Source organism: Pseudomonas fragi (genome assembly GCF_900105835.1).
Taxonomy (GTDB): Bacteria; Pseudomonadota; Gammaproteobacteria; order Pseudomonadales; family Pseudomonadaceae; genus Aquipseudomonas; species Aquipseudomonas fragi.
Genome location: NZ_LT629783.1, coordinates 4,263,480 through 4,288,779, shown reverse-complemented (window position 1 = coordinate 4,288,779; position 25,300 = coordinate 4,263,480). Strand labels below are relative to the sequence as shown.

At 58.1% G+C, this 25,300-nt stretch carries 27 protein-coding genes; 2 read left to right on the top strand and 25 right to left on the bottom strand.

Annotated elements, in window-relative coordinates; translation table 11 throughout:
• Positions 1-2: 2 nt before the first annotated feature.
• Positions 3-533, bottom strand: a complete 531-nt coding sequence (locus tag BLU25_RS19780) for a CS1 type fimbrial major subunit (protein WP_016779620.1) — start codon at positions 531-533, stop codon at positions 3-5.
• Between the two features lie 59 nt (positions 534-592).
• Entirely contained in the window at positions 593-1,342 is a 750-nt protein-coding gene (locus tag BLU25_RS19775; protein WP_029611260.1) for a hypothetical protein, read from the bottom strand.
• Between the two features lie 579 nt (positions 1,343-1,921).
• Between BLU25_RS19775 and leuA the strand changes: the two genes are divergently transcribed.
• Complete coding sequence (gene leuA, locus BLU25_RS19765; protein ID WP_016779618.1) at positions 1,922-3,601, top strand: 2-isopropylmalate synthase; 1,680 nt, start codon at positions 1,922-1,924, stop codon at positions 3,599-3,601.
• Between the two features lie 200 nt (positions 3,602-3,801).
• Here the strand turns inward: leuA and BLU25_RS19760 are convergent, their stop codons facing one another.
• From BLU25_RS19760 to trmJ, 21 genes are all read right to left on the bottom strand, one after another.
• On the bottom strand, positions 3,802-4,593 hold the full coding sequence (locus BLU25_RS19760) for an amidohydrolase (protein WP_029611259.1): 792 nt from the start codon (positions 4,591-4,593) through the stop codon (positions 3,802-3,804).
• The gene (locus tag BLU25_RS19755; protein ID WP_016779616.1) at positions 4,581-5,729 is read right to left on the bottom strand and encodes a pyridoxal phosphate-dependent aminotransferase; all 1,149 of its coding nucleotides are present in this window, start codon (positions 5,727-5,729) and stop codon (positions 4,581-4,583) included. Before BLU25_RS19755 ends, BLU25_RS19760 begins: the two co-directional genes overlap by 13 nt.
• Before the next feature lie 123 nt (positions 5,730-5,852).
• The gene (der, locus tag BLU25_RS19750; RefSeq protein WP_016779615.1) at positions 5,853-7,322 is read right to left on the bottom strand and encodes a ribosome biogenesis GTPase Der; all 1,470 of its coding nucleotides are present in this window, start codon (positions 7,320-7,322) and stop codon (positions 5,853-5,855) included.
• Between the two features lie 138 nt (positions 7,323-7,460).
• Positions 7,461-8,612, bottom strand: coding sequence for an outer membrane protein assembly factor BamB (gene bamB, locus BLU25_RS19745; protein WP_016779614.1), 1,152 nt, complete (start codon positions 8,610-8,612; stop codon positions 7,461-7,463).
• A complete protein-coding gene (locus BLU25_RS19740; RefSeq protein ID WP_016779613.1) occupies positions 8,605-9,246 on the bottom strand; it encodes a YfgM family protein in 642 nt (213 codons plus the stop codon). The genes bamB and BLU25_RS19740 overlap by 8 nt, the downstream gene beginning before the upstream one ends.
• Positions 9,247-9,286: 40 nt before the next feature.
• Positions 9,287-10,576 (bottom strand): histidine--tRNA ligase, encoded by a 1,290-nt coding sequence (gene hisS, locus BLU25_RS19735; protein ID WP_016779612.1) that lies wholly within the window; start codon positions 10,574-10,576, stop codon positions 9,287-9,289.
• A 22-nt stretch (positions 10,577-10,598) separates the two neighbouring features.
• Positions 10,599-11,708 carry a flavodoxin-dependent (E)-4-hydroxy-3-methylbut-2-enyl-diphosphate synthase gene (ispG, locus tag BLU25_RS19730; protein ID WP_016779611.1) on the bottom strand — a complete coding sequence of 370 codons (1,110 nt, stop codon included), beginning with the start codon at positions 11,706-11,708 and terminating at the stop codon, positions 10,599-10,601.
• 3 nt (positions 11,709-11,711) lie between these two features.
• A complete protein-coding gene (locus BLU25_RS19725) occupies positions 11,712-12,701 on the bottom strand; it encodes a RodZ domain-containing protein (protein ID WP_083369791.1) in 990 nt (329 codons plus the stop codon).
• Positions 12,701-13,459: a type IV pilus biogenesis/stability protein PilW gene (gene pilW, locus BLU25_RS19720; protein ID WP_016779610.1), complete on the bottom strand. Its 759-nt coding sequence runs from the start codon at positions 13,457-13,459 to the stop codon at positions 12,701-12,703. Before pilW ends, BLU25_RS19725 begins: the two co-directional genes overlap by 1 nt.
• 12 nt (positions 13,460-13,471) lie before the next feature.
• Positions 13,472-14,620, bottom strand: a complete 1,149-nt coding sequence (gene rlmN / locus BLU25_RS19715) for a dual-specificity RNA methyltransferase RlmN (RefSeq protein WP_016779609.1) — start codon at positions 14,618-14,620, stop codon at positions 13,472-13,474.
• Between the two features lie 28 nt (positions 14,621-14,648).
• Positions 14,649-15,074, bottom strand: coding sequence for a nucleoside-diphosphate kinase (gene ndk, locus BLU25_RS19710; protein WP_016779608.1), 426 nt, complete (start codon positions 15,072-15,074; stop codon positions 14,649-14,651).
• Positions 15,075-15,168: 94 nt separating this feature from the next.
• Positions 15,169-15,369: a Fe-S cluster assembly protein IscX gene (gene iscX, locus BLU25_RS19705; protein ID WP_016779607.1), complete on the bottom strand. Its 201-nt coding sequence runs from the start codon at positions 15,367-15,369 to the stop codon at positions 15,169-15,171.
• A 12-nt stretch (positions 15,370-15,381) separates the two neighbouring features.
• On the bottom strand, positions 15,382-15,723 hold the full coding sequence (gene fdx / locus BLU25_RS19700; protein ID WP_016779606.1) for an ISC system 2Fe-2S type ferredoxin: 342 nt from the start codon (positions 15,721-15,723) through the stop codon (positions 15,382-15,384).
• A 3-nt stretch (positions 15,724-15,726) separates the two neighbouring features.
• Entirely contained in the window at positions 15,727-17,589 is a 1,863-nt protein-coding gene (gene hscA / locus BLU25_RS19695; protein ID WP_083369790.1) for a Fe-S protein assembly chaperone HscA, read from the bottom strand.
• Positions 17,590-17,639: 50 nt separating this feature from the next.
• The gene (hscB, locus tag BLU25_RS19690; protein WP_029611258.1) at positions 17,640-18,161 is read right to left on the bottom strand and encodes a co-chaperone HscB; all 522 of its coding nucleotides are present in this window, start codon (positions 18,159-18,161) and stop codon (positions 17,640-17,642) included.
• Positions 18,162-18,169: 8 nt separating this feature from the next.
• Entirely contained in the window at positions 18,170-18,493 is a 324-nt protein-coding gene (gene iscA / locus BLU25_RS19685) for an iron-sulfur cluster assembly protein IscA (RefSeq protein WP_016779604.1), read from the bottom strand.
• A gap of 67 nt (positions 18,494-18,560) precedes the next feature.
• Positions 18,561-18,947: a Fe-S cluster assembly scaffold IscU gene (iscU, locus tag BLU25_RS19680; RefSeq protein WP_007929523.1), complete on the bottom strand. Its 387-nt coding sequence runs from the start codon at positions 18,945-18,947 to the stop codon at positions 18,561-18,563.
• A gap of 96 nt (positions 18,948-19,043) precedes the next feature.
• Positions 19,044-20,258: an IscS subfamily cysteine desulfurase gene (locus BLU25_RS19675; protein ID WP_016779603.1), complete on the bottom strand. Its 1,215-nt coding sequence runs from the start codon at positions 20,256-20,258 to the stop codon at positions 19,044-19,046.
• A 49-nt stretch (positions 20,259-20,307) separates the two neighbouring features.
• Positions 20,308-20,799: a Fe-S cluster assembly transcriptional regulator IscR gene (gene iscR, locus BLU25_RS19670; protein WP_003443378.1), complete on the bottom strand. Its 492-nt coding sequence runs from the start codon at positions 20,797-20,799 to the stop codon at positions 20,308-20,310.
• Between the two features lie 260 nt (positions 20,800-21,059).
• A complete protein-coding gene (gene cysE, locus BLU25_RS19665; protein WP_029611257.1) occupies positions 21,060-21,836 on the bottom strand; it encodes a serine O-acetyltransferase in 777 nt (258 codons plus the stop codon).
• A 2-nt stretch (positions 21,837-21,838) separates the two neighbouring features.
• A complete protein-coding gene (trmJ, locus tag BLU25_RS19660; RefSeq protein WP_029611256.1) occupies positions 21,839-22,609 on the bottom strand; it encodes a tRNA (cytosine(32)/uridine(32)-2'-O)-methyltransferase TrmJ in 771 nt (256 codons plus the stop codon).
• A 144-nt stretch (positions 22,610-22,753) separates the two neighbouring features.
• Between trmJ and suhB the strand changes: the two genes are divergently transcribed.
• Entirely contained in the window at positions 22,754-23,569 is an 816-nt protein-coding gene (gene suhB, locus BLU25_RS19655) for a type III secretion system regulator SuhB (RefSeq protein WP_016779599.1), read from the top strand.
• Between the two features lie 157 nt (positions 23,570-23,726).
• On the opposite strand, the gene BLU25_RS19650 is transcribed toward suhB, so the two are convergent.
• Together BLU25_RS19650 and secF are read right to left on the bottom strand one after the other, a co-directional pair.
• Complete coding sequence (locus tag BLU25_RS19650; RefSeq protein WP_016779598.1) at positions 23,727-24,254, bottom strand: glycine zipper 2TM domain-containing protein; 528 nt, start codon at positions 24,252-24,254, stop codon at positions 23,727-23,729.
• Between the two features lie 122 nt (positions 24,255-24,376).
• Positions 24,377-25,291, bottom strand: a complete 915-nt coding sequence (secF, locus tag BLU25_RS19645; RefSeq protein WP_016779597.1) for a protein translocase subunit SecF — start codon at positions 25,289-25,291, stop codon at positions 24,377-24,379.
• Between the last annotated feature and the right edge of the window lie 9 nt (positions 25,292-25,300).

Below are 25,300 nucleotides of genomic sequence, written 5' to 3'. Positions count from 1 at the left end.
TTTTAAATGGCCGCAGGGGCAACTGCATCAAACGTCATATTGACGATACCGGTATATTCGCCGGGCGGGATTGCACTGCCGGTATAAACCGTTGCAATGGTCAGATCCACACGTTTACCGGCGGCCGCTTCAGTGGCGCTGACAACTTCCTGATTGGCGGTGGAATTAAGTTCCATATTATTGAATTTAACTTCCAGGGGCACCATGCCGGTCCCTGCATACAGGTAAGCGCCGCCGCTGTCGGTCAAGCGCGCAGCAATAGCCCCTGAGCTGTTTTTTACATCAAAGGCTTTACGCAAGGTGCTCAACTTGCCGCCACCGGGCGAGACCGGATCAGGCGTCCACTCCATGCGCTGTGGCACGCCGATCCAGCCAGTATCAGCGGGTACAACATAGAACGAGCTCGATGGAACACTCGCGACCAACTGAACTTGCACTTCGACAGGGTCAGCCGCCGAAACATGTGTAGCGCCCAGGGTGGCAAACAAGGCAAGAGCCAATGGACTCACAGTAGCCATAAAAGTGCGTTGCATTTTTACTTCCTTTTTTCAGGTTTATAGTTAGGGGTGAAACATTTATCGGTGATCAACTCTCAGGTCGTGCTGAACGATATCGTGCGCTCGGCACGGCCTTCTTGAAGGACAAAACTGTGGACCTTGTCAGGCTCTTTAGTGAACGTATAAGTTCTGCCCGGCAAGACATAATGTTGGGCAATGGCCGAACACTGCGTGGTTATTTCAACGTGGCAGGTTTTAACGAAGTCCAGTGCAATGACACTGTTACCGGCATTGTGAACACTGTAAGTATCTTTTTCGTCTTTTAACCGCGTATCAAAAACAACCTTGTCCGGGCGAACAAACAACAGCGTGCCAAAGCCGGTTAATAACGTGACTTGCGCCGCCAGGGTGTTCTTGTAGGCCTGCTGATCATCTGCACTTTGATCAAAACTGTCGGCACTGGACGGCAGCACAGGAATAAAACGAACCCGGTAATAGCGCTCTTGTGCCCGACTGCCCATAAACAACAACCGGGTGGATTGCATGCCGTTGGCTGGAATAATCATCCGTGCCGGGCTGGCCAGCAAGGTGTTCTGCTGCGCCAGGGGCGCCGCCGACAGGGCCTTGGGCGGTTGCTCTACAGGCTGGCCACTGGCGTCATAGGTGATTTCCTGAACCACCACTTTGACAAATGCGGTACTGGTTCCAGAATTGTAAATACGCTTGAGGACCGCGCTTTTGCCGTCATCCAGAAAGCCGAACATCGGCCCTGGATTGATCGCAGGTGAAGCGCTTGCCCCCCCAAGGCAACCCATCATCAGAAAGAGATAGCTATAAATACGCATCGTAATACCCGGCTGCTGATAACTGTTCTCTACAGAGCGTGTTTCGCTGCTGTGGAAGCGGGGCCAAGTATTACGACGGTTTGTATGGTGAAGTGAAAACCCTCATCAGTGCTCATGCCCAAGCACTTTAAAACAGGGCTTTTCACAGGTTTTCACGGTTTGTGACAGCAGCGGCTCACAGCTTCACCGGCGAAAAACCCTGTCGAGCTGCCAGGGGCTCTTGCTGATTGAACCTGCCCAGGCATAAATGCCATCAAGCCAACAGCACCCGACATACGCCCAGCTGTTTAGCTGCGCAATTAATGCTATGTCGCTAACCGTAAGGCGCAATAAAAACCCAAATACGCGCCATATACGAGCAGTCCTCTCAATCTTTTTTGTTGGCTTGCCATCCTTCTCACCAATGGTTAGGGTTGAGGTCATGAACACATCACATACCCTCTTTCTGCTTCGCCAACATCGCAGCCTTTGCCTCGTCAGCGCACGACTGCAAAGCTAGTTGCGGTGCCTCGCCTTCTGCTTTGTATTTTTCCGGCTGGCCGCGTTTGAATCGTCGGCCTGCATATTAAGGATTGCCTGATGACCATGCTCAAAGACCCGTCTTCCAAATACCGCGCCTTCCCGGTCATTGATTTGCCCGACCGTACCTGGCCGTCGAAAACCATCACCAGCGCGCCGATCTGGTGCAGCTCCGACCTGCGCGACGGCAACCAGTCGCTGATCGAGCCGATGGATGCGGTGAAGAAGCTACGTTTCTGGAAGACCCTGGTCAGCGTGGGCGTTAAAGAAATCGAGGCATCGTTCCCGGCGGCATCGCAAACCGACTTCGACTTTGTGCGCACCTTGATCGAAGATGGCCATATCCCGGACGACACCACCATCCAGGTGCTCACCCAGGGCCGTGAAGACTTGATCGCGCGCACCTTCGAGTCGCTGCGCGGGGCGAAAAAAGCCATCGTTCACCTGTACAACGCCACCTGCCCTGCGTTCCGCCGCATCGTGTTCAACCAGGACAAGGACGGCATCAAGGAAATCGCGGTCAGCGCGGCCAAGCTGTTCGTCAAATACGCCGCCCAGCAGCCGGAAACCCAGTGGACGTTCGAGTACTCGCCAGAGACCTTCAGCGCCACCGAGCTGGAGTTCGCCAAAGAAGTGTGTGACGCGGTGATCGAGGTGTGGAACCCGACCCCTGAGCACAAGATGATCCTCAACCTGCCGGCCACGGTTGAGTGCGCAACACCGAACATCTATGCCGACCAGATCGAGTGGTTCGGGCGCAATATCAACCGCCGTGACAGCGTGCTGATTAGCCTGCACACCCACAACGACCGCGGCACCGGCGTGGCCGCTACCGAGCTGGGCCTGATGGCCGGCGCCGACCGTGTCGAAGGTTGCCTGTTCGGCAACGGCGAGCGTACCGGCAACGTCGACCTGGTGACAGTGGCCCTGAACATGTACACCCAGGGCCTGGACCCGCAGCTGGACTTCTCGGATATCGATGGCGTGCGCAAGGTTGTCGAAGAGTGCAACCAGATCCCGGTTCACCCGCGTCACCCGTATGTGGGCGACCTGGTGCACACCGCGTTCTCCGGCTCGCACCAGGACGCCATCCGCAAAGGCTTCGCCCAGCAAAAACCGGACGCCCTGTGGGAAGTGCCGTACTTGCCGATCGACCCGGCGGATATCGGTCGCAGCTACGAGGCCGTGATCCGGGTTAACAGCCAGTCCGGCAAAGGCGGGATTGCCTACCTGCTGGAGCAGGAATACGGCATCAGCCTGCCGCGTCGCATGCAGATCGAATTCAGCCAGGTGGTACAGCGCGAAACCGACCGCCTGGGCCTGGAAATGACTGCCCAGCAGATTCACAGTTTGCTGCGCACCGAATACTTGCAGGCCAATACCCCGTACGCGCTGGTCAGCCATCGCTTGCAGGAAGAAAACGGCCACAGTGCAGTCGAGGTGGAAGTATCGGCCAAGGGTGATGGCGAGACCAACCTGCGCTGGAGCGGCAAAGGCAATGGCGCACTGGAAGCGCTGGTGGCCGGTCTGCCGGTCAATGCCGAAATAATGGACTACAACGAGCACGCGATTGGCGCGGGCACCAACGCCAAGGCCGCTGCCTACATCGAGCTGCGGGTCAATGGCGGCCGTGCCGTACACGGCGTGGGCATCGATGAAAACATCACTACGGCAAGCTTCAAGGCCCTGTTCAGCGCCCTGAACCGCTCACTGAGCGAAGCCGAGGCGAAAGCAGCGTAAGCGCACAGCCAGAAACACAAAAGCCCCCAAGGTGAGAGCCTTGGGGGCTTTTTATTGCCTGACCGGGAATCACTAGCCCCTGTGGGAGCGGGCTTGCTCGCGATTCAGGCGGCGCGATTTGGCAGGCAGACCGCGGTGATGCCATCGCGGGCAAGCCACGCTCCCACAGGTTTTACGTCGTTGATAAGTGCTTCCACAAATCAGCGCAGCTCAAAATCATCCGCATCCAGGTTAGCCGGGAACCGCTCACGGTAAGCGCCAAGGTCGGCCGCGTTCAGGCTCATGGTAAACACGCCATCCGCCTCCCCTGCGCTAAGCAGCGACTCGCCCTGAAAATCGAGGATATGACTGTCTCCGGTATACACCAGACCCTTACCGTCCGTGCCCACCCGGTTTACCGCAGCGACATAACACAGATTTTCGATGGCCCGCGCAGGCAGCAAACGGTTCCAGTGCAGCCGTCGCGCACCTGGCCAGTTGGCGGTGTACAGCAAAAGATCAGTGTCATGGGGGTCGCAGCTCCACACCGGGAAACGCAGGTCGTAGCAAATCAATGGCCGAACACGCCAGCCCTTGACCTCAAACTGCACCTGACGCTCACCCGGGGTGAAATGCTCATGCTCGCCAGCCATGCGGAACAGATGGCGTTTGTCGTAGTGCAGCACTTCGCCATCTGGCCGCGCCCACAACAGGCGGTTGCGGTGGCTGCCATCCGCCGCGAGGACAATCACGCTGCCCGTCACCACGGCATTCAGCCTTTTTGCCTGTTTGCGCAGCCAGTCGGTCGTCGGGCCACTCTCGGGCTCAGCCAGGGTGCTGGATTCCATACTGAAGCCGGTGGTGAACATTTCCGGCAACACCACCAGGTCGGCGCCGCGAGCCTGCTCCAGCAGTTCGTCAAAATGATCGAAGTTGGCCTGACGGTCATGCCAGGCCAGCGTGGTTTGCACCAGCGCCACAGTTAAATCGGGTAATCCCTTTAGATCACGCATAGTTTTTCTGCTGCTTCACGCAGCGTCTCCTCGCGTTTGGCAAAACACAGGCGAACCAGCCGCTGCCCTGCGGGCGGGGTCTGGTAGAACACCGATACCGGAATGGTCGCCACGCCGTGCTCGCGGGTCAGCCACACAGCCATGTCGACATCATTCAGGTCCGGACGAATACGGGAGTAATCCACCAGCTGGAAATACGTCCCTGCCACCGGTTTGAAGGTAAAACGCGATGGGCTCAGCAAATCACAAAACAGGTCCCGCTTGGCCTGGTAAAACCCGGGCAACTCTTCAACATGCTCCGGGTGGGCACTCATAAAGTCAGCCAGCGCATATTGCAGAGGCGTCACCCCGCAAAAACTGACGTACTGGTGAACCTTGCGCAATTCGGCAGTCAGCGCCGGCGGTGCCACCACATAACCGGTTTTCCAGCCCGTAACGTGATAGGTCTTGCCGAATGAGCTGACAACGAAGGCACGATCGTACAGTTCGGGATGGGACAAAACACTGACATGGGGCACGCCATCGAACACCAGGTGTTCGTACACCTCATCGCTGATGAGGTAGATATCACGATCTGCAATCAGGCGGGCCAACTGGTCCAGCTCGGCACGGCTGATCAACGCACCGCTGGGGTTGTGCGGGCTGTTGAGGATAATCATGCGCGTACGCGGACTCAGCGCATCTTCAAGTTTTTGCCAGTCGATCGAAAAGTCATCCAGCCCCAGCTGCACATGCACGCAACGACCGCCCGCCAACTCGACCGAAGGCTCGTAGCTGTCGTAGCACGGGTCGAACACGATAACTTCATCGCCTGCATGAATCACGGCCTGGATCGCACAGAAAATGGCCTGGGTCGCACCCGGGGTGATGGTCACTTCAGTATCGGCATCGACCTGCACGCCATAACTGCGGGCGATCTTGGCCGCCACTTGGGTACGCAATGCAGGCAGGCCGGTCATTGGGGAATATTGGTTATGGCCACTGGCAATGTGCTGGCCAACTGCATCACGCAACGCCTGCGGGCCATCGAAGTCAGGGAACCCCTGAGACAGGTTGATTGCGCCGGTTTCTGCCGCGAGCTGCGACATGCGCGTGAAGATGGTGGTGCCGACGTTCGGCAACTTGCTGGTGATCATGGCCGTTCCCTGTTGAGTTCCCGGCACTGACTGCGGCACAGGACCCACCGAGGATAGCCCAAACGCCGGACACGAAAAAGGGTCCTTTCGGACCCTTTCTCATTACGCTTTGAGCCTGCGCGGTTAGCGCTTGTCTTTGCGATTTTTCTCGGCTTTCTTGTGGTGCGACATCATGCGGCGTTTCTTGTTGACCTGACGGTCGGTCAGCGAGTTCTTGTTGCCTTCGTACGGGTTCTCGCCACCTTTGAACTCGATGCGAATCGGCGTACCGACCAGCTTCAAGACACGACGGTAGGTGTTTTCGAGATAACGGACGTAAGACTTCGGAACCTTCTCAACCTGGTTACCGTGGATCACGATAATCGGCGGGTTGGCACCACCCAAGTGGGCATAACGCAGTTTGATCCGGCGGCTGTTAACCATCGGTGGCGCGTGCTCGCTGACCGCGTCTTCCAGAATCTGGGTCAGACGGTTGGTCGGCCAGCGGGTGACCGCCGACTTGAAGGAGTTCTGCACCGACTGGTACAGGTTGCCCACGCCAGTGCCGTGCAGCGCCGAGATAAAGTGGATATCGGCGAAGTCGACGAAGAACAGGCGACGGGTCAGCTCGACCTTGACGAACTCGCGCTCGCTCGGGGTCATGCCGTCCCACTTGTTGATCGCGATAACCAGAGCCCGACCGGCCTCAAGGGCAAAGCCCAACAGGTTAAGGTCGTGGTCAACCACGCCTTCACGCGCGTCCATCACAAAGATCACCACGTTGGCGTCTTTGATCGCTTGCAGGGTTTTGACCACGGAGAATTTTTCAACTTCTTCGTGGATCTTGCCGCGCTTGCGCACACCAGCGGTGTCGATCAGCGTGTACTTCTCGTCGTTACGCTCGAACGGGATGTAGATACTGTCGCGAGTAGTGCCGGGCTGGTCATACACGATAACCCGGTCTTCACCGAGCATGCGGTTGACCAGTGTCGATTTGCCGACGTTCGGACGACCGATAATGGCGATCTTGATGCCGTCTTTTTCGCTAGGGCCAGGAATGCGCTTGGCTTCCTCACCTTCGAGAACGACTTCTTCTTCACCGTCTTCCGGCTCTTCTTCGTCACGCGGGAAGTTGCTCAGGGCAATTTCCAGCATCTGCGTGATACCACGGCCGTGGGCACCGGCGATCGGGATCGCGTCGCCCATGCCCAGAGGGGCGAACTCGGCGCGAGCCATGTCCGGGTCGATATTGTCGACCTTGTTGGCCACCACGTAAGAACGCTTGTTACGTTTGCGAAGGTGCTCGCCGATCATCTGGTCAGCGGCAGTGAAGCCTGCCTTTGCATCTACCAGGAACAGAACGACGTCAGCTTCTTCGATGGCCAGCAGCGACTGCTCGGCCATCTTTTCGTCCATACCGTGCTCGTCACCGGAGATACCACCGGTGTCGACCAGAATGTAGGAACGCCCTTGCCACTTGGCCTCACCGTATTGGCGATCACGGGTCAGACCGGACAAGTCGCCAACGATGGCGTCACGAGTCCTGGTCAGGCGGTTGAACAAGGTGGACTTGCCGACGTTTGGTCGGCCCACCAGGGCGATTACGGGAACCATGCGGCTCTCCACTTCGTTATTTCAGAAAATACAAAAGCCGCTGCAAGGCAGCGGCCAGAGTTCGGAACAGCACAAATGTGCCGCAAACCTTGCCAGAGCAAGGCTGCCCGAGGCCCTGAAGCCTCAAGCATAGACGCCTTAGCGAATGGTCAGGGCTTCCAGTTTGCCGCTGTTACCAAACACGTAAATCATGTCACCGACCACCAGCGGACGTGCCCGAAGGCCATCACTGTCAACGCGGGTACGGCCCACGAAACGACCATCGACCTGGCTCAGCAGGTGCAGATAGCCTTCCATGTCACCGACCGCCACGTAGCTGGAGAAGACTTCCGGTGCCGACAGTTGGCGGCGAGCCAGAGCATCATTGCTCCACAGCGAGGTGGTCGAACGCTCGTCAACGCCTTCTACAGTGCCCGATGCCAGGCTGACGTAGACGCTGCCAAAACCTTGGGCGACACCGGCATAGCTGGATGCATCGCGTTGCCAGAGCACACGACCCGATTCCATTTCCAGTGCCGCCATGCGGCCCTGGTAGCTGGCAACGTACAGTGTACCGCCAGACAACAGCAGGCCACCGTCGATATCGACAATGCGTTCAAGCTCGGAGCGACCCTGCGGGATGGCAACACGTTGCTCCCACACAGGTACGCCGTTGCGTGTATCCAGGGCGACCACTTTACCAGTCGACAAACCGCCGATGGCCAGGTGATTGGTCACCAGTGGCGCCCCTGTACCACGCAGGGTCAGCACGCCCGGCGTGCTGTCATACGTCCAGCGCTGATTGCCGGTGTCAGCATCCAGGCCGATCAGGCGATCGTCCTGGGTCTGTACCACCACCACATCACCGTTGGTCGCAGGAGGTGCAAGCACTTCGCTGTTGACGCGAGCGCGCCATTTTTCTTCGCCGGTGCTGGAGTCCAGGGCAATCACGTCACCTTGCAAGGTGCCGAGCATGACCAGGCCATAGCCCAGGCCAACTGCACCGGATACCGGCAGATCGAGGTCTTTTTTCCACTCAACGTCGCCGTTCATGCGGTCCAGAGACATCACTACACCCGTTACGTCAGCGGCGTAGATGTTATTACCTTCAACCGCTGGCACCAGCATGTTGTAGGTTTTGCCCTGACCGTCACCGATCGAGCGGCTCCACTGCTTCTGCAGCACGACTTCTTCTTTGAAGTCGGTCAGCTCAGCCGGTGGCAGTTCTTTTTTGCTGTTGCTGCTGCAACCCGCGGCCAAAACGACCAGAGCCAGCAATGCCGCATGTTTCCATCGCATCACGTCACGCATCCCCTTTGGCCAGGTCATCGAGCTTGATTTGCAAGCCGCCTACTGCTGCTTCATCCGACAATCCGGCCTTGGCCTTTTCGTAGGCTGCACGAGCGTCGTCAGTACGGCCCTGCTGCACCAGCAGGTCACCCTTGAGTTCTTCACGGCTGGCCTGGAATGCCTTGTCCGAATCACCTTCCAGCAGCTTCAGGGCATCGTCAACCTTGCCCTGTGCCGCCAGCACCTGAGCCAGACGCTGACGCGCCACTTCGCCCAGGGTGGCATTGGCCGGCTTGTCGACAATGGCTTTCAACTCGACAGCTGCGTCATCGAGCTTGCCGTTGTCCACCGCCACCTTGGCCACGAACAGGCCGCCAAATTGCGAGTAGGCAGTGCCTGCGTATTCGCTTTTCAGCTTGTTGGCCAGATCCGCCACACGGGCCACATCAGGCTTGCCGTCAGGGGTGAGCGTGGTTTCCAGCAGTTGTTGGTAGAGAACCGACGCACCTTGCGACTGATTCGTCTGATATTTGTGCCAGAGCTGCCAGCCGGACACCACAACCAGCGCAAGCAAGCCGCCAGTCAGCAGGGGTTTGCCGTTGCGCTGCCACCAGTCTTTCAACTCGCCCAGCTGATCATCTTCGTTACTCGACACCCCAACACTCCTTATTCGCTAAATCGGCTGTTTTGCAGCTTCAACCCTGCACGATGCAGGTGGCCAAGTGCTCGGCTAGAGCATCCCAGGCAATCGTTTGTTGTTCGCCCTGGCCACGCAGGGGTTTTACACCTACCACTTGCTGGGCCAATTCGTCGTCACCCAGGATCAGCGCATACAGTGCGCCGCTCTTGTCAGCCTTTTTGAACTGGCTTTTAAAGCTGCCCGCACCGGCATTGATCTGCAGGCGCAGGTTCGGCAGCTGGTCACGAACACGTTCGCTCAACGCCAGCGCTGCCAGTTCGGCAGCCTCACCGAAAGCACACAGGTAAACATCGACCTGACGTGCGATTTCTTCCGGGATCTGCTCAAGGGTTTCAAGCAGCAGGATCAGACGCTCGATGCCCATTGCAAAACCGACACCGGCCGTAGGCTTGCCACCCATCTGCTCGACCAGGCCGTCATAACGGCCGCCCGCGCACACAGTGCCCTGGGCGCCCAGTTTATCGGTCACCCATTCAAATACGGTCTTGCTGTAGTAATCCAGGCCACGAACCAGTTTCGGGTTGATCGTGTACGGGATGCCGGCGGCATCGAGGCGCGCCTTGAGGCCCTCGAAATGCACGCGGGATTCTTCGTCCAGGTAGTCCACCAGCTTCGGCGCATCGACGAGAACAGCCTGGGTATCGGCATTCTTGGTGTCGAGTACACGCAGCGGGTTGGATTTGAGACGGCGCTGGCTGTCTTCGTCAAGCTCGCTCAGACGCGAGGACAAATACTCGACCAGGGCGGCACGATAGCGCGCACGGGCTTCGCTGGTGCCCAGGCTGTTGAGTTCGAGCTTGACCGCATCGCGGATGCCCAGCTCGCCCCACAGGCGCCAGGTCAGCACGATCAGTTCGGCATCGATGTCCGGACCATCAAGGTTGAACACCTCGACACCGATCTGGTGAAACTGGCGATAACGGCCTTTTTGCGGGCGCTCGTGGCGGAACATCGGGCCGATGTACCAGAGTTTTTGCACCTGGCCACCGCCGGTGATGCCGTGCTCAAGCACCGCACGCACGCACGCAGCGGTACCTTCAGGACGCAGCGTCAGCGAATCGCCGTTGCGGTCTTCGAAGGTGTACATCTCTTTTTCGACGATATCGGTCACTTCACCGATCGAGCGCTTGAACAACTCGGTGAATTCGACGATAGGCATACGGATTTGCTTGTAACCGTAGTTATCCAGCAAACGCGAAACCTTGCTCTCGAAGTAACGCCACAGAGGCGTCTGCTCCGGCAGGATGTCGTTCATGCCACGAATGGCTTGCAAAGACTTGCTCACAATAAATCCTTTATTCGTCTGGTTAGCCGCGCGCGATAACGGCTGCGTCAGCTTCGACCTTTTCGGCCGCCTTCTGCCGGATCAGTCTTTCGAGCTCATCCACCAGGTTGTCATTCGTCAGTTTCTGCGACGGCTTGCCGTCGATGTAAATCAGGTTGGGCGTACCACCGGTGAGCCCCACATGGGCTTCCTTGGCTTCGCCCGGGCCGTTGACCACACAACCGATAACGGCAACATCCAGCGGCACCAGCAGGTCTTCGAGGCGAACTTCGAGTTCGTTCATGGTTTTCACCACGTCGAAGTTCTGCCGCGAGCAGCTTGGGCACGCGATAAAATTGATGCCGCGCGAGCGCAGGTGCAAGGACTTGAGGATGTCGTAACCGACCTTTACTTCCTCAACCGGGTCTGCCGCCAGGGAAATACGAATGGTGTCGCCAATCCCCTCGGCGAGCAGCATACCTAGGCCCACGGCAGATTTCACTGTGCCTGAGCGCAAACCACCGGCTTCAGTAATGCCCAAATGCAGCGGCTGGACAATTTCCTTGGCCAGCAGGCGATAGGCATCAACCGCCATAAACACGTCGGAGGCCTTCACGCTGACCTTGAAGTCCTTGAAATTCAGGCGCTCAAGGTGCTCAACGTGACGCAGTGCCGATTCGACCAGAGCGGCCGGCGTCGGTTCGCCGTATTTCTTTTGCAGGTCTTTTTCCAGGGAACCGGCGTTGACGCCGATACGGATCGGGATGCCGCGATCGCGGGCGGCATCCACCACGGCGCGCACGCGGTCTTCACGACCGATGTTGCCCGGGTTGATGCGCAGGCAATCCACACCCAGTTCCGCAACGCGCAGGGCGATACGGTAATCGAAGTGGATATCGGCGACCAATGGCACCTTGACCAGTTGCTTGATCCGGCCAAACGCCTCGGCTGCGTCCATATCCGGCACGGAAACCCGCACGATATCGACGCCAGCAGCTTCCAGACGGTTGATTTGCGCAACGGTTGCAGCGACGTCATTGGTGTCACTGTTGGTCATGCTCTGTACAGCAATAGGGGCATCGCCACCTACGGGTACATTGCCGACCCAGATTTTGCGCGATTCGCGACGCTTGATTGGTGATTCGCCGTGCATGACTTATTGACCCAACTTCAGGCGAGCAGTCTCGCCACTGGTGAAAGGAGCGACATCCACAGGCTGGCCGTTGTAGCTAACCTGCGCACCGCGGGCATAACCCAGACGCAGGCTCAGTGGAGGCTTGCCGCTCACTTCTAGATTTTCGCCCTTGCGCTTCAAGCCGCCGAACAGCACTTTGCCCGTGCCGTCGGTGACTTGAGTCCAGCAATCAGCGGTGTATTGCACGCTTACCTTGCCAGCACCGGCAACCGGGGCGCTAGCCGTGGCTGCAGGTGCGGCTGGCGTAACAGGTGCGGCTACCGGCGTAACAGGTGCAGGTGCTGCTACAGGAGCAGGCTGAGCTGCAGCAGCGGCTGGCGCCTGGGGCTCAACGATTGCAGCACCCGGCAATGCCAGTGCGGTGGTTGCGCCCTGCTCTGGCAGCGTTTCGGTCGCTGGTGGGGTTTCGCCTTCGGCCTTGGCCTCGGCGACTGCCTGATCTTCAGGCTCGTCCAGCGGATGAATGCGGGTTGTGCCGTCAGCCCCTTCGACTTCAACGTGTTCCGGGGCCAGGCCAATCAGATCCTTGGCACGCATCGACGTCTGGTCTTGCCACCAGATAAAGCCGCCACCGATTACGGCAATCAGCAGCAACAGGCTAACGATACGCAAGATGGTATGCGACACACGCACTGGCTCTTCTATGCGACCCAGGCTGTGCACGTTGCTGCCGTTGGCATCAGTGCCGGTGTACAGGTCAAACTCACGCACCAGGGCTGCCTGGTCCATGCCCAGCAATTTGGCATAGGCGCGGATGTAGCCACGGGCAAAGGTATGCCCGGGCAGCTTGTCGAACGCGCCCGTCTCAAGGTTGCTCAGGGAGCTGGCCGTGAGATTGAGTTTCAAGGCGACTTCAGCCAGCGTCCAGCCATTGTTTTCACGGGCCTGACGCAGGGTCTCACCGGGATTGACACGAGTCGCTGCTAGAACTTCGGGTTGCGCCGCTTTCATCATTGCTCCGACAGGTATTGCTGATATTCCGGCGTGCCGGGATAGAGTCGTTGTAGTTGCTGGCCATGGTTGGCAGTTGGGGTACGCTCGTCGAAAACACTCGCCAGTCGCGCACCAAGCAATAGACTACGTGCATTTTGCCCGCTAAGCAGGCTAAAACGATCGTAAAAGTCTCGCGCCGTCACATATTGCTTGTCCTGATAGGCCATCTCGGCCATTTCAAGCAGTGCACGGGGTTGCCGAGGGTTCAGGCGCAGGGCTTTTTCAAGCTGCTGGCGCCCCGTTTCACGCTGCCCCAACTCAAGGGACGTTATACCCAGATTTTCGTAGACACGGGAGCGTTCCGGGTAAAGGTTGTCTGCCGCCGCTTTTTGAAACTGCTCGCTGGCTTCCTGATAGCGCTGACGCTGAAACAGGAAACTGCCGTAATTATTGAGGATCCGGGCATCGCCAGGCCGACCGTTGAGCGCGGTACGGAAGGCCTGTTCGGCCAGGGCAAACTCCATTTCGGCCTGAAACACCAAGGCCAGTGCGGCGTTGGTGTCCGGGTCGTTCCTGTCGAGTTCAAGGGCCTTGCGCAAAGGGACTTTGGCCTGTTCGGTCAGCCCTTGCTGCAGATAGCCCAGCCCCAGCTGAACATAAGCCTGACGCGCCTCGTTACGCCCTTTGTCGCCAGCCATCGGGCCTGAATCACCCGATGACACGCAGCCAGCCAAAAAGCTGACCAAAACGACCGGAAGCGCAGCGCGCAGGATCATGAATGTCCTCTCTCAGGGCGCAGAAGCAGCGTTTTGCGCTGTATCGGCGTCGGCACTCAGCTCACGGGCCGCGATCAGGCGCGAACTGCGGCGGGTACGGTCATTGACCTGCCCTACCAGCTGCCCGCACGCCGCGTCGATGTCTTCACCACGGGTGGTGCGCACGGTCACGTTGTAGCCGGCCTGCTGCAACAGCTCCTGGAAACGGCGAATGGCATTGTTGCTCGGGCGCTCATAGCCGGAATGCGGGAACGGGTTGAACGGGATCAGGTTGATCTTGCACGGCGTGTCTTTTAACAGCTCGATCATTTCACGGGCGTGATCAACATGATCGTTCACGTCCTTGAGCAAGGTGTATTCCACGGTCAACACGCGCTTTTCGCCCAGGGTCGCCATGTAGCGGCGGCAGGAATCAAGCAGCATGGCCAGCGGGTACTTCTTGTTGATCGGCACCAATTGACTGCGCAATGCGTCATTGGGTGCGTGCAGCGACAACGCCAGGGAGACGTCGATGTGCTTGGCCAGCTCATCGATCATCGGCACCACGCCGGAGGTAGACAGGGTCACCCGGCGCTTGGAGATGCCGTAACCCAGGTCATCCATCATCAGGTGCATGGCAGAGATGACGTTGTCGAAGTTCAGCAGCGGCTCGCCCATGCCCATCATCACCACGTTGGTGATGGCACGGTCGATGGTTGCCGGGACGCTGCCAAAGGATTTGTTGGCAATCCACACCTGGCCGATCACTTCGGCGGCGGTGAGGTTGCTGTTGAAGCCTTGCTTGCCGGTGGAGCAAAAACTGCAGTCCAGGGCACAGCCAGCCTGGGACGAAACGCACAAGGTGCCACGTTTGCCCGAGGGAATATAAACGGTCTCGACGCAGCTGCCGGACTCTACGCGCACCACCCATTTACGGGTGCCATCGCTGGAGATGTCCTCGCTGACGACTTCAGGCCCACGAACCTCAGCAATGGCCTTGAGCTTGTCGCGCAAGGCCTTGCTGACGTTAGTCATGGCGTCGAAATCATCGACGCCAAAGTGGTGAATCCACTTCATGACCTGACCGGCACGGAAACGCTTCTCCCCGATTGAGTCGAAGAATTTCTCCATTTCCGGTTGAGTCAAACCCAACAGGTTGGTTTTGCCAGTCGTTGCAATCATGTCTTCACCCTCACTCACAAGCCAATACTTAGCGAGTGGTTACTTCAGTAGCTGCGAAAAAGTACGAGATTTCGCGTGCAGCAGCGGCTTCCGAGTCGGAACCGTGAACAGCGTTAGCGTCGATGGATTCAGCGAAATCAGCGCGGATAGTGCCGGCAGCTGCTTCTTTAGGGTTGGTAGCGCCCATCAGCTCGCGGTTCAGAGCGATAGCGTTTTCGCCTTCCAGAACCTGAACAACAACAGGACCGGAGATCATGAAAGCAACCAGGTCGCCGAAGAAGCCGCGCTCGCTGTGCTCAGCGTAGAAGCCTTCAGCTTCAGCTTTGGACAGTTGCTTCAGTTTGGAAGCTACAACCTTCAGGCCAGCGTCTTCGAAACGGGTAACGATCTTGCCGATAACGTTTTTAGCAACGGCGTCAGGCTTGATGATGGAGAAAGTACGTTGAACAGCCATGGTGTAACTCCAGAAACAGTGATTTAAGCGAAAAATTAAACCCGCGAATTATACGCGGGTTCTTGGGCGTTGCATAATTACGTCGTTTACAAGCTTAGTCGGCTTCTTCGATCCACAAACCCTGGATGGCTTCGAGAACCTTCTCGCCACCCCGATCAGGGATATCGTCGAACTCCGGCAACGCCATGACCAGATTGCGCAGCGTGACGAAATTCACCGAGAGCGGATCGACATCCGGGTGAGCTTCAGCCAGCTGGATGGCGATTTCCTGCACATCAACCCATTTAAGGCTCATGCCAATTCCTTATCAGTGCGGCGCTTCGGCAGCATGGTTGAGCGAGTACTTCGGAATCTCGACGGTAAGGTCTTCAGTGCCAACGCGGGCCTGACAGCTCAGGCGCGAAGTCGCTTCCAGGCCCCAGGCTCTATCAAGATAGTCCTCTTCCAGCTCGTCAGCCTCGTTCAGCGAGTCGAAACCCTCGCGAATCACGCAGTGACAAGTGGTGCAGGCACAGACGCCACCGCAGGCACTTTCGATTTCGATGTGGTTGTCGTGGGCCACTTCGAGAATGGTCTTGCCGGTCTCAGCCTCTACAACCATACCGTCCGGGCAATGCTCGGCGTGTGGCAGAAAAATGATCTGCGGCATCAGTTATTCCTCGATTTCATTCAGGTTGCGACCCGACAGGGCGGCCTTGACGGTCAAGTCCATGCGCCGGGCAGCAAAGGCATCGGTCACTTGCGACAGACGCTTGGTCTGCTGCTCGATGGCGTAACCATCGGTGCCTTTCAACAATTCGGACAGCTCCTGCATCTGCAGCTCGATGACCATACGCTCTTCGGCATCCAGCAAACGCTCGCCATCGACTTCGAGAGCTGCTTGCACAGCCTCGATCAGACGCTGGGCATCCACCTGCTGTTCACGCAATACGCGGGCAACCTTGTCGTCGCTGGCGTACTGGAACGAATCCTTGAGCATTTTGGCAATTTCGCCGTCGGTCAAGCCGTAGGACGGCTTGACCTGGATATTGGCTTCAACACCCGAGCCCAGCTCGCGGGCCGACACACTGAGCAGACCATCGGCATCCACCTGGAAGGTCACGCGAATTTTCGCGGCACCGGCCACCATCGGCGGAATGCCACGCAATTCAAAGCGCGCCAGGGAACGGCAATCGCTGATCAGCTCGCGCTCGCCCTGCAGCACATGAATCATCATGGCCGTCTGGCCATCTTTATAGGTGGTGAAGTCCTGCGCACGCGCCACCGGGATCGTGGTATTGCGCGGAATGACCTTTTCCATCAGGCCGCCCATGGTCTCAAGACCGAGGGACAGGGGAATCACATCAAGCAGAAGCAGCTCGCCACCATCACGCTTGTTGCCCGCCAGGGTGTCGGCCTGGATCGCAGCACCAATGGCGACCACTTGATCAGGGTCGATATCGGTCAGCGGCTCACGGCCAAACATCTCGGCGACGGCTTCGCGCACGCGAGGCACGCGGGTCGAACCGCCAACCATGACCACGGCCTGAACGTCATCAATCTCGATATTGGCGTCGCGCACGGCACGGCGGCAAGCCTTGAGGCTGCGCGCCACCATCGGTTCGATCAGCGCATCGAAGGCTTCGCGGGTCAGCTCTGACTGCCAGTCACCAAAGGCAACGGTTACAGAGGACGCATCGGTCAGCGCTTCTTTGGCGGCGCAAGCAGCTTGCAGCAAGGTACGCTGGGTGCCCGGATCGAGGTCGGCCGACAAACCGGCCTCTGCCACCATCCAGCTGGCGATCGCATGGTCGAAGTCATCGCCGCCCAGGGCGCTGTCGCCACCGGTGGCCAGTACTTCAAACACACCGCCGGTCAGGCGCAGGATCGAGATATCGAACGTGCCCCCGCCCAGGTCATAAATAGCCACAACGCCTTCAGCAGACTGATCCAGACCATAGGCCACCGCCGCAGCAGTCGGCTCATTGAGCAGGCGCAGCACATTAAGGCCGGCAAGTTTGGCAGCGTCCTTGGTGGCCTGGCGCTGGGCATCGTCGAAATAGGCAGGAACAGTAATTACCGCCCCTACCAGCTCGCCACCCAGGGTCTTTTCGGCGCGCTCACGCAGTACCTTGAGGATTTCAGCCGACACTTCAACCGGGCTTTTCGGGCCCTGCACAGTGTCGATAAACGGCATGTGCGACTCACCACCCACAAAGCGGTAAGGCAGCTGCTCGCCCAATTGCTTGACGTCGGACAGACCACGACCCATCAGGCGCTTGACCGACAGCACGGTGTTGAAAGGATCGCTGGAGGCCGCCAGACGTGCCGACTCACCTACCTCGACGCGATCAGCGTGATAGCGCACCGCAGACGGCAAAATGACATTGCCATTTGCGTCGGCCAGAGGCTCGGAAAGGCCGCTGCGCAACGCAGCGACCAGCGAATTGGTAGTGCCCAAGTCGATCCCCACAGCCAGACGACGCTGGTGCGGTTGAGGACTTTGGCCGGGTTCGGCGATCTGCAGTAGGGCCATCGTAATCAGGACTTATCTGTAATCAGGCGTGCCATCAGGGAAGCACGGAGTTAATCGTCGAGGCGCTCTTCTAGCTGGCGCACTTCGTAAGTGAGCTTGTCGAGGAACTGCATGCGCCGCATCAGGCGTTCGGCCTGTTCGCGTTGCGCAGCGTCATCCCAACAAGCAGCGAAGCTGTCGTTCAGTTGTTCCTGAGCGACTTTCAGTCGACGCTTGAATGCTGCAATACCGGCCATATCGGCGCTGTCATGCAAATCTTCAAGTTCTTCGCGCCACTGCATCTGCTGCATCAGAAACTCGGGATCGTGCACCGTAACTTCCAGCGGCAACTCGCCACCCTTCAATGCCAGCAGATAACGCGCGCGCTTGGCAGGGCTTTTGAGTGTCTGGTAGGCCTCATTTAGGCTGGCGGACTGTTCCAGCGCCAGACGTTGCTCGCGTTCGGAAGCATCAGCAAAGCGATCCGGGTGAACACCGCGCGCCAACTCTCGATAACGCACAGCCAGCTGATCGAGGTCCAGATTGAAACCCGGTTGCAGCTCAAACAAAGCAAAATGACAAGGAGTACCCACGACTAGCCTCAGATGTTGAAGCTTTCGCCGCAGCCACATTCACCGCGCACGTTAGGGTTATTGAACTTGAAGCCTTCGTTCAGGCCTTCCTTGACGAAATCCAGTTCGGTGCCGTCAAGGTATGTCAGGCTTTTTGGATCAATGATCACTTTTTCGCCATGGGTTTCGAAGACCTGGTCTTCTTCGCCCACTTCATCGACAAACTCCAGCACATAGGCAAGACCGGAACAGCCCGTGGTGCGAACACCCAGACGAATCCCCTCACCTTTGCCGCGCCCATCAAGGGAGCGGCGAATGTGTCGCGCAGCCGCTTCTGTCATGCTGATAGCCATCGTGACTCCTTACCTTTTGCCAGTTTCTTCACCTTGCCTGCGCCATCAAGGGCACAGGCAGCACGGATCAGATCAAACCTTTCTTCTGCTTGTAATCGCGAACGGCGGCCTTGATGGCGTCTTCAGCGAGTACCGAGCAGTGAATTTTTACCGGTGGCAAAGCCAGTTCTTCGGCCAACTGAGTGTTCTTGATGGTCTCTGCTTCATCCAGAGTCTTGCCTTTCATCCACTCGGTAGCCAGGGAGCTGGAAGCGATTGCCGAACCGCAACCATAGGTCTTGAACTTGGCATCTTCAATGATGCCCTGCTCGTTAACCTTGATCTGCAGGCGCATTACGTCGCCGCACGCCGGGGCGCCGACCATGCCGGTGCCGACATCCGGGTCTTCCGCGTTCATCTTGCCGACGTTGCGCGGGTTTTCGTAGTGGTCGATGACCTTTTCGCTGTAAGCCATGGTACTAATCCTCACTCATCAGAGAGTTGCTCTTGAGACGCTGTAAAAGCTGCTGTTCGCTGCGCTTACAGCGTCTACTTACGGCAACTTAAATTGTTAGTGCGCCGCCCATTCGATTTTCGAGATGTCGATGCCGTCTTTGTACATGTCCCACAGCGGCGACAGAGCGCGCAGCTTGGTAACAGCCTCGCAAACCTTCTGCGCGGCGTAATCGATTTCTTCTTCGGTGGTGAAACGGCCGAAGGTGAAGCGGATGGAGCTGTGCGCCAGCTCGTCATTGCGACCCAGGGCACGCAATACGTAGGACGGCTCCAGGGAGGCCGAAGTACAGGCCGAACCGGACGACACCGCCAGATCCTTGAGTGCCATGATCAGCGACTCGCCTTCAACGTAGTTGAAGCTCAGGTTCAGGTTGTGCGGTACGCGGTGGATCATGCTGCCGTTGACGTACAGTTCTTCAAGGTGTTCAACCTGCTTGAAGAAGCGATCGCTCAACGCCTTGATCCGGATGTTTTCAGCGGCCATTTCTTCTTTGGCGATCTGGAACGCTTCGCCCATACCCACGATCTGGTGGGTGGCCAGCGTACCCGAACGCATGCCGCGCTCGTGACCACCGCCGTGCATGGCAGCTTCAATACGCACGCGAGGCTTGCGGCTTACATACAGTGCGCCGATCCCTTTAGGGCCGTAGGTCTTGTGTGCCGAGAAGGACATCATGTCGACTTTCAGCTTGGCCAGGTCGATTTCCACCTTGCCGGTGGACTGTGCCGCATCAACATGGAACAACACGCCGCGCGAGCGAGTCAGCTCACCAATGGCAGCGATGTCGTTGATGGTGCCGATTTCGTTGTTCACATGCATGATGGAAACCAGGATGGTGTCGTCGCGCATCGCGGCTTCAACCATCGCGGGTGTTACCAGGCCATCGGTGCCCGGCTCGATGTAAGTCACTTCAAAGCCTTCACGCTCCAGCTGGCGCATGGTGTCGAGAACGGCCTTGTGTTCAATCTTGTCGGTGATCAGGTGCTTGCCTTTAGTGGCATAGAAATGCGCAGCACCCTTGATTGCCAGGTTGTTGGCTTCGGTCGCACCGGAGGTCCAGACAATTTCACGCGGGTCGGCATTGACCAGGTCAGCGACCTGACGACGACCGTTCTCGACCGCTTCTTCGGCTTTCCAGCCAAATACGTGGGAACGCGAGGCCGGGTTACCGAAGTTCCCGTCAACCAGCAAGCAGTCGCTCATTTTTTGAGCAACGCGCGGATCAACCGGGGTAGTGGCTGAGTAATCGAGGTAAATTGGCAACTTCATGGACTATCTCCTAAATCAGGCTGGCTGGCGCACCGTCGTTTTTATGCAATCACTCGACGGCGGACGCTTCGATCTTATCCAGGTGCGGCGCCTTGCCATTACAGCGGCGCTGATCCTGACGCTGGGCTACTTCTTGTACCTCACGGCGAGTGACAAGATCAGCCAAGCTGATACCGCTGAGAAAATCGTGGATTTGCAGGCTGAGGTCGCACCACAGGTGGTGGGTCAGGCAGGTGTCGCCGGCATGGCAGTCGCCAAGGCCCTGGCAACGTGTTGCGTCGACCGACTCGTTCACGGCATCGATCACCTGAGCTACCTGGATGCCCTGCATGTCGCGCGACAGCTGATAGCCGCCGCCTGGGCCACGCACACTGGAAACCAGACTGCTGCGGCGCAATTTGGCAAACAGTTGCTCAAGGTAGGAAAGCGAGATGCCTTGGCGCTCGGAAATATCGGCCAGGGACACCGGCCCATGCTGTGCGTGCAACGCCAAATCGAGCATTGCAGTTACGGCGTAACGGCCTTTTGTAGTCAGTCTCATGGACAGGTACCACGGAATTCGGAATGAGGGCGAGTATGTTATACCCGACTAATTAAGTCAACTATTAGACCTAGTACTTTAGTCGGGATTACCCGCAAAAGAGCGCGCGCATTGTAGCAGGGTCTGCGGCGTAATGGCACATGACACATATCTTGTGGGAGCGGGCTTGCTCGCGATGGGGCCCACGCAACCCTTCAGGGGGATCGCCGTGATGCCATCGCGAGCAAGCCCGCTCCCACAGCTAATTCAGCCCACGAGCCTTACACCGCCTTGCTTTCATCCTTGTCCTTCACGCTGGCGAAGTCTTCTTCACGCAACTCAGGCAGATCTTTCGCACAGTAAGGACTGCCCAGGTCTTTCAGCGCGCCACACATCCCGTCCAGCTTGCCGTCGACGGCCTGCAGGTGGTCGAGCAACTGGCCAATGGCCCGCGCGACCGGGTCCGGCATGTCTTCGCTGACACCGTAGGCGTCAAAACCGATCTTCTCGGCCATTGCCTTGCGCTTGGCCTCGGTCTCATCGTCATTCTTGATAATGATCCGCCCCGGAATACCGACCACGGTTGCACCCGGCGGCACAGCCTTGGTCACCACCGCATTGGAGCCGACCTTGGCCCCCGCCCCCACCGTGAACGGGCCCAGCACTTTGGCACCCGCACCGACAACAACGCCATTTTCCAGAGTGGGATGGCGCTTGCCCTTGTTCCAACTGGTGCCGCCCAGGGTCACGCCCTGGTACAAGGTCACGTCATCACCGATTTCAGCGGTTTCGCCAATCACTATACCCATGCCGTGATCGATAAAGAAGCGACGCCCCACCTTGGCCCCCGGGTGAATCTCAATCCCGGTCAGCCAGCGCCCGAAATTGGACACCAGGCGCGCCAGCCACTTCCAGCCGGCATGCCACAACAGCGCCGACAAGCGGTGAATCCAGATCGCATGCATCCCCGGATAACACGTCAGCACCTCAAAAGCATTGCGCGCAGCCGGATCACGATGAAACACACTTTGGATATCTTCACGCAGACGCTCGAACATCATTAATCCTTGCGCTTGAGCAGCTCGCCACGGGCTGCTTTTTGGGTTTCGGTGAGAATGCCACGCAAAATATTCATCTCGGCACGGCTGACAGCGCTGCGCCCATATAGCCGGCGCAGGCGCGCCATCAGGTGACGCGGCTTTTCCGGATCCATGAATTCAATGGCCACCAGGGTTTGTTCCAGATGCTCGTAAAAGCGCTCCAGCTCATCCATGGTCGCCAGCTCGCCACTCTTGGTGGACGCCACTTCTTCTTTCTCGATCTTGCTCGGCTGACCCTGGGCCGCCAGCCAGGCCATGCGGATTTCGTAGCTGAGCACCTGCACGGCGGCACCCAGATTCAGGGAACTGAACTCGGGATCCGAGGGGATATGCACATGGAAGTGACAGCGCTGCAACTCGTCATTGGTCAGGCCGGAATCTTCACGACCGAACACCAACGCGATTTCAGCACCCTGGGCCGCCTCTGCAACCACTTTTTGCCCGCACTCGCGCGGGTCCAGCAGTGGCCAGGGGATACGGCGGTCGCGAGCACTGGTGCCGAGCACCAGATTGCAGCCCACCAGGGCATCTTCAAGGCTGGCGACAACCTCTGCGTTTTCCAGAATATCGCCGGCACCCGAGGCCCGCGCATCGGCTTCATGGTGCGGGAACACCCTTGGCTCAACCAGAACCAGCCGCGACAACCCCATGTTCTTCATGGCACGCGCAGCACCGCCGATGTTCCCGGGATGGCTGGTATTGACCAGAACGACACGAATATTAGGCAGCAATGGAAGCGCTCACAGACCAGCAAAAGGGAGCAAATCTTACCTAAGCAAAACGTCATAAGCTACGAAAGCTAACGCAAACCTTCATCTACCAAAGTTTTCTGATAGAATATTCGGCTTTCTTTAACAACCTTAGGTGAAACGTCCATGCAGCCCATGCTGAATATCGCGCTGCGCGCCGCCCGCAGCGCCAGTGAATTGATTTTCCGCTCCATCGAGCGCCTGGATACCATCAAGGTTGACGAAAAAGACGCCAAGGATTACGTCTCTGAAGTCGATCGTGCTGCTGAACAGAAAATCATCGACGCCCTGCGCAAGGCTTACCCGACGCACGGCATCCTCGGTGAAGAAACCGGCATGCACCCAGGCAGCGGTGAAGGTGAAGACTACCTGTGGATCATCGACCCACTGGATGGCACCACCAACTTCCTGCGCGGCGTTCCACATTTCGCCGTCAGCATCGCTTGCAAATACCGTGGCCGTCTTGAGCACGCAGTGGTACTCGACCCGGTTCGCCAGGAAGAATTCACTGCCAGCCGTGGCCGTGGCGCACAACTGAACGGTCGCCGCCTGCGTGTAAGCGGTCGCACCAGCCTCGAAGGCGCCCTGCTGGGCACGGGCTTCCCGTTCCGCGACAACCAGATGGACAACCTGGACAACTACCTGGGCATGTTCCGCAGCCTGGTTGGCCAGACTGCCGGTATCCGCCGTGCAGGCGCTGCCAGCCTGGATCTGGCCTATGTGGCTGCAGGTCGTTTCGACGCATTCTGGGAGTCGGGCCTGTCCGAGTGGGACATGGCTGCAGGCGCACTGCTGATTCAAGAAGCAGGCGGCCTGGTCAGCGACTTTACCGGTAGCCACGACTTCCTTGAAAAAGGTCATATCGTTGCCGGTAACACCAAGTGCTTCAAAGCCGTTCTGACTGCAATCCAGCCACACCTGCCAACCTCGCTGAAACGCTAAGCGAATACCGCAGACAAAAAAAGCACCCTTCGGGGTGCTTTTTTTTGGCCTTGAATTCAACCCACTGTGGGAGCGGGCTTGCCCGCGATAGCATCACCGCGATTTGCCTGACAGACCGCGCCGCCTGCATCGCGGGCAAGCCCGCTCCCACAAGAACTTAATTCAGGATCAGCTTGCCTTCTTTGTCCACGGCAATTTCATTGCCCGGCTCATGATCCATGCGCACCTTGCCTTCCTTGCCATTCAACGAATAGCGCACGTCGTAGCCAACGACCTTGCTACTGATGTCATTGACGGTGTTACAGCGCGTCTGGGTCGTGGTGTAGGTATCACGCTCCTGCATGCCTTCCTGCACCTTGTTACCGGCATAACCGCCACCCACCGCACCGGCAACCGTGGCAATCTTTTTGCCGTTACCGCCACCCACCTGATTACCCAGCAAACCGCCAGCCACTGCGCCAATCACGCTGCCGACGATCTGATGTTGATCCTTGACCGGCGCCTGGCGCGTCACAGTCACGTCCTTGCACACCTCACGCGGCGTTTTGACCTGCTGGTTAACTGGCACAACGGCCAGCACCTGCGCAGACTCAGGGCCTTTCACCAAGCTGTAAGTGGCAAAAGCACCACCGGCTGTAACACCGACAGCACCCAGTACAGCACCCACCAGCAATGACTTGTTCACGTGAACCTCCAGACCATCTTAAGTGGGAACAGTCCCACACCAATCCTGGAGTTGGAGCATAAAAAAAGGCGCGAGTTCAATAACTCGCGCCTTTTAGGTGACAGCCTGTCGATAACTATGAGTTATGGACGGTCGTCGACTTCCTTCTCGCTCGCTGCAGGCGGGATCAGATCCTCTGCACTGAGATTCAGCCAGATCAACACCACGTTGGCGATGTAGATCGACGAGTAGGTACCCGCCAATACACCCACGAACAGTGCAATCGAGAAGCCCCACAGGTTGTCGCCGCCGAAGATCAGCAGTGCGGCAATGGCCAGCAAGGTGGAGATCGAGGTCGCCATCGTGCGCAGCAGGGTTTGCGTGGTCGAGATGTTGATGTTCTCGATCAGGCTGGCCTTGCGCAGCACCCGGAAGTTCTCGCGCACCCGGTCAAATACCACGATGGTGTCGTTGAGCGAGTAACCGATGATCGCCAGCACCGCCGCCAATACCGTCAGGTCGAAGGTAATCTGGAACCACGACAGGATACCCATCGTCACGATTACGTCGTGAACCAGGGACACGATCGCGCCGACCGCAAACTTCCACTGAAAGCGGAACGCCAGGTACAGCATGATGCCGCCCAGCGCCATCAGCATGCCGAGGCCGCCCTGGTCGCGCAGCTCTTCACCTACCTGCGGGCCAACGAACTCGACGCGCTTGATCACCGCCGGGTTGCTGGTATCTGCCTGGCCCAGCGCAGCCGCTACCTTGTTGCCCAGCAGCGGATCATCGCCAGGCATGCGCACCAGCAAGTCGGTCGTCGCACCAAAGCTCTGCACCACGGCATCGTGGAAACCGGCCGTAACCAGCTCATTGCGCACCTTGGTCAGGTCAGCCGGCTTCTCGTAGGTCAGCTCGATCAGCGTACCGCCGGTGAAGTCCAGGCCGTAGTTCATGCCCTTGTGGAACATGCTGAACAAGGCCAGCACGGTAAGCAGTACAGTGACGCCGAACGCTACGTTGCGAACGCCCATGAAGTTGATTGTACGTAACATGGCAGCCCC

What these genes read in the sequence shown, in the direction of transcription:
- pilW (WP_016779610.1), bottom strand. Translation starts at nt 13,459, where the DNA reads ATGATCCTGCGCGCTGCGCTTCCGGTCGTTTTGGTCAGCTTTTTGGCT.
- iscU (WP_007929523.1), bottom strand. Translation starts at nt 18,947, where the DNA reads ATGGCTTACAGCGAAAAGGTCATCGACCACTACGAAAACCCGCGCAAC.
- bamB (WP_016779614.1), bottom strand. Translation starts at nt 8,612, where the DNA reads ATGCGTGACGTGATGCGATGGAAACATGCGGCATTGCTGGCTCTGGTC.
- der (WP_016779615.1), bottom strand. Translation starts at nt 7,322, where the DNA reads ATGGTTCCCGTAATCGCCCTGGTGGGCCGACCAAACGTCGGCAAGTCC.
- suhB (WP_016779599.1), top strand. Translation starts at nt 22,754, where the DNA reads ATGCAGCCCATGCTGAATATCGCGCTGCGCGCCGCCCGCAGCGCCAGT.
- leuA (WP_016779618.1), top strand. Translation starts at nt 1,922, where the DNA reads ATGACCATGCTCAAAGACCCGTCTTCCAAATACCGCGCCTTCCCGGTC.
- iscA (WP_016779604.1), bottom strand. Translation starts at nt 18,493, where the DNA reads ATGGCTATCAGCATGACAGAAGCGGCTGCGCGACACATTCGCCGCTCC.
- cysE (WP_029611257.1), bottom strand. Translation starts at nt 21,836, where the DNA reads ATGTTCGAGCGTCTGCGTGAAGATATCCAAAGTGTGTTTCATCGTGAT.
- ispG (WP_016779611.1), bottom strand. Translation starts at nt 11,708, where the DNA reads ATGCACGGCGAATCACCAATCAAGCGTCGCGAATCGCGCAAAATCTGG.
- BLU25_RS19725 (WP_083369791.1), bottom strand. Translation starts at nt 12,701, where the DNA reads ATGAAAGCGGCGCAACCCGAAGTTCTAGCAGCGACTCGTGTCAATCCC.
- iscR (WP_003443378.1), bottom strand. Translation starts at nt 20,799, where the DNA reads ATGAGACTGACTACAAAAGGCCGTTACGCCGTAACTGCAATGCTCGAT.
- fdx (WP_016779606.1), bottom strand. Translation starts at nt 15,723, where the DNA reads ATGCCGCAGATCATTTTTCTGCCACACGCCGAGCATTGCCCGGACGGT.
- BLU25_RS19775 (WP_029611260.1), bottom strand. Translation starts at nt 1,342, where the DNA reads ATGCGTATTTATAGCTATCTCTTTCTGATGATGGGTTGCCTTGGGGGG.
- iscX (WP_016779607.1), bottom strand. Translation starts at nt 15,369, where the DNA reads ATGAGCCTTAAATGGGTTGATGTGCAGGAAATCGCCATCCAGCTGGCT.
- BLU25_RS19760 (WP_029611259.1), bottom strand. Translation starts at nt 4,593, where the DNA reads ATGCGTGATCTAAAGGGATTACCCGATTTAACTGTGGCGCTGGTGCAA.
- rlmN (WP_016779609.1), bottom strand. Translation starts at nt 14,620, where the DNA reads ATGATTGCAACGACTGGCAAAACCAACCTGTTGGGTTTGACTCAACCG.
- BLU25_RS19780 (WP_016779620.1), bottom strand. Translation starts at nt 533, where the DNA reads ATGCAACGCACTTTTATGGCTACTGTGAGTCCATTGGCTCTTGCCTTG.
- hscA (WP_083369790.1), bottom strand. Translation starts at nt 17,589, where the DNA reads ATGGCCCTACTGCAGATCGCCGAACCCGGCCAAAGTCCTCAACCGCAC.
- secF (WP_016779597.1), bottom strand. Translation starts at nt 25,291, where the DNA reads ATGTTACGTACAATCAACTTCATGGGCGTTCGCAACGTAGCGTTCGGC.
- ndk (WP_016779608.1), bottom strand. Translation starts at nt 15,074, where the DNA reads ATGGCTGTTCAACGTACTTTCTCCATCATCAAGCCTGACGCCGTTGCT.
- BLU25_RS19675 (WP_016779603.1), bottom strand. Translation starts at nt 20,258, where the DNA reads ATGAAGTTGCCAATTTACCTCGATTACTCAGCCACTACCCCGGTTGAT.
- BLU25_RS19755 (WP_016779616.1), bottom strand. Translation starts at nt 5,729, where the DNA reads ATGATCACCAGCAAGTTGCCGAACGTCGGCACCACCATCTTCACGCGC.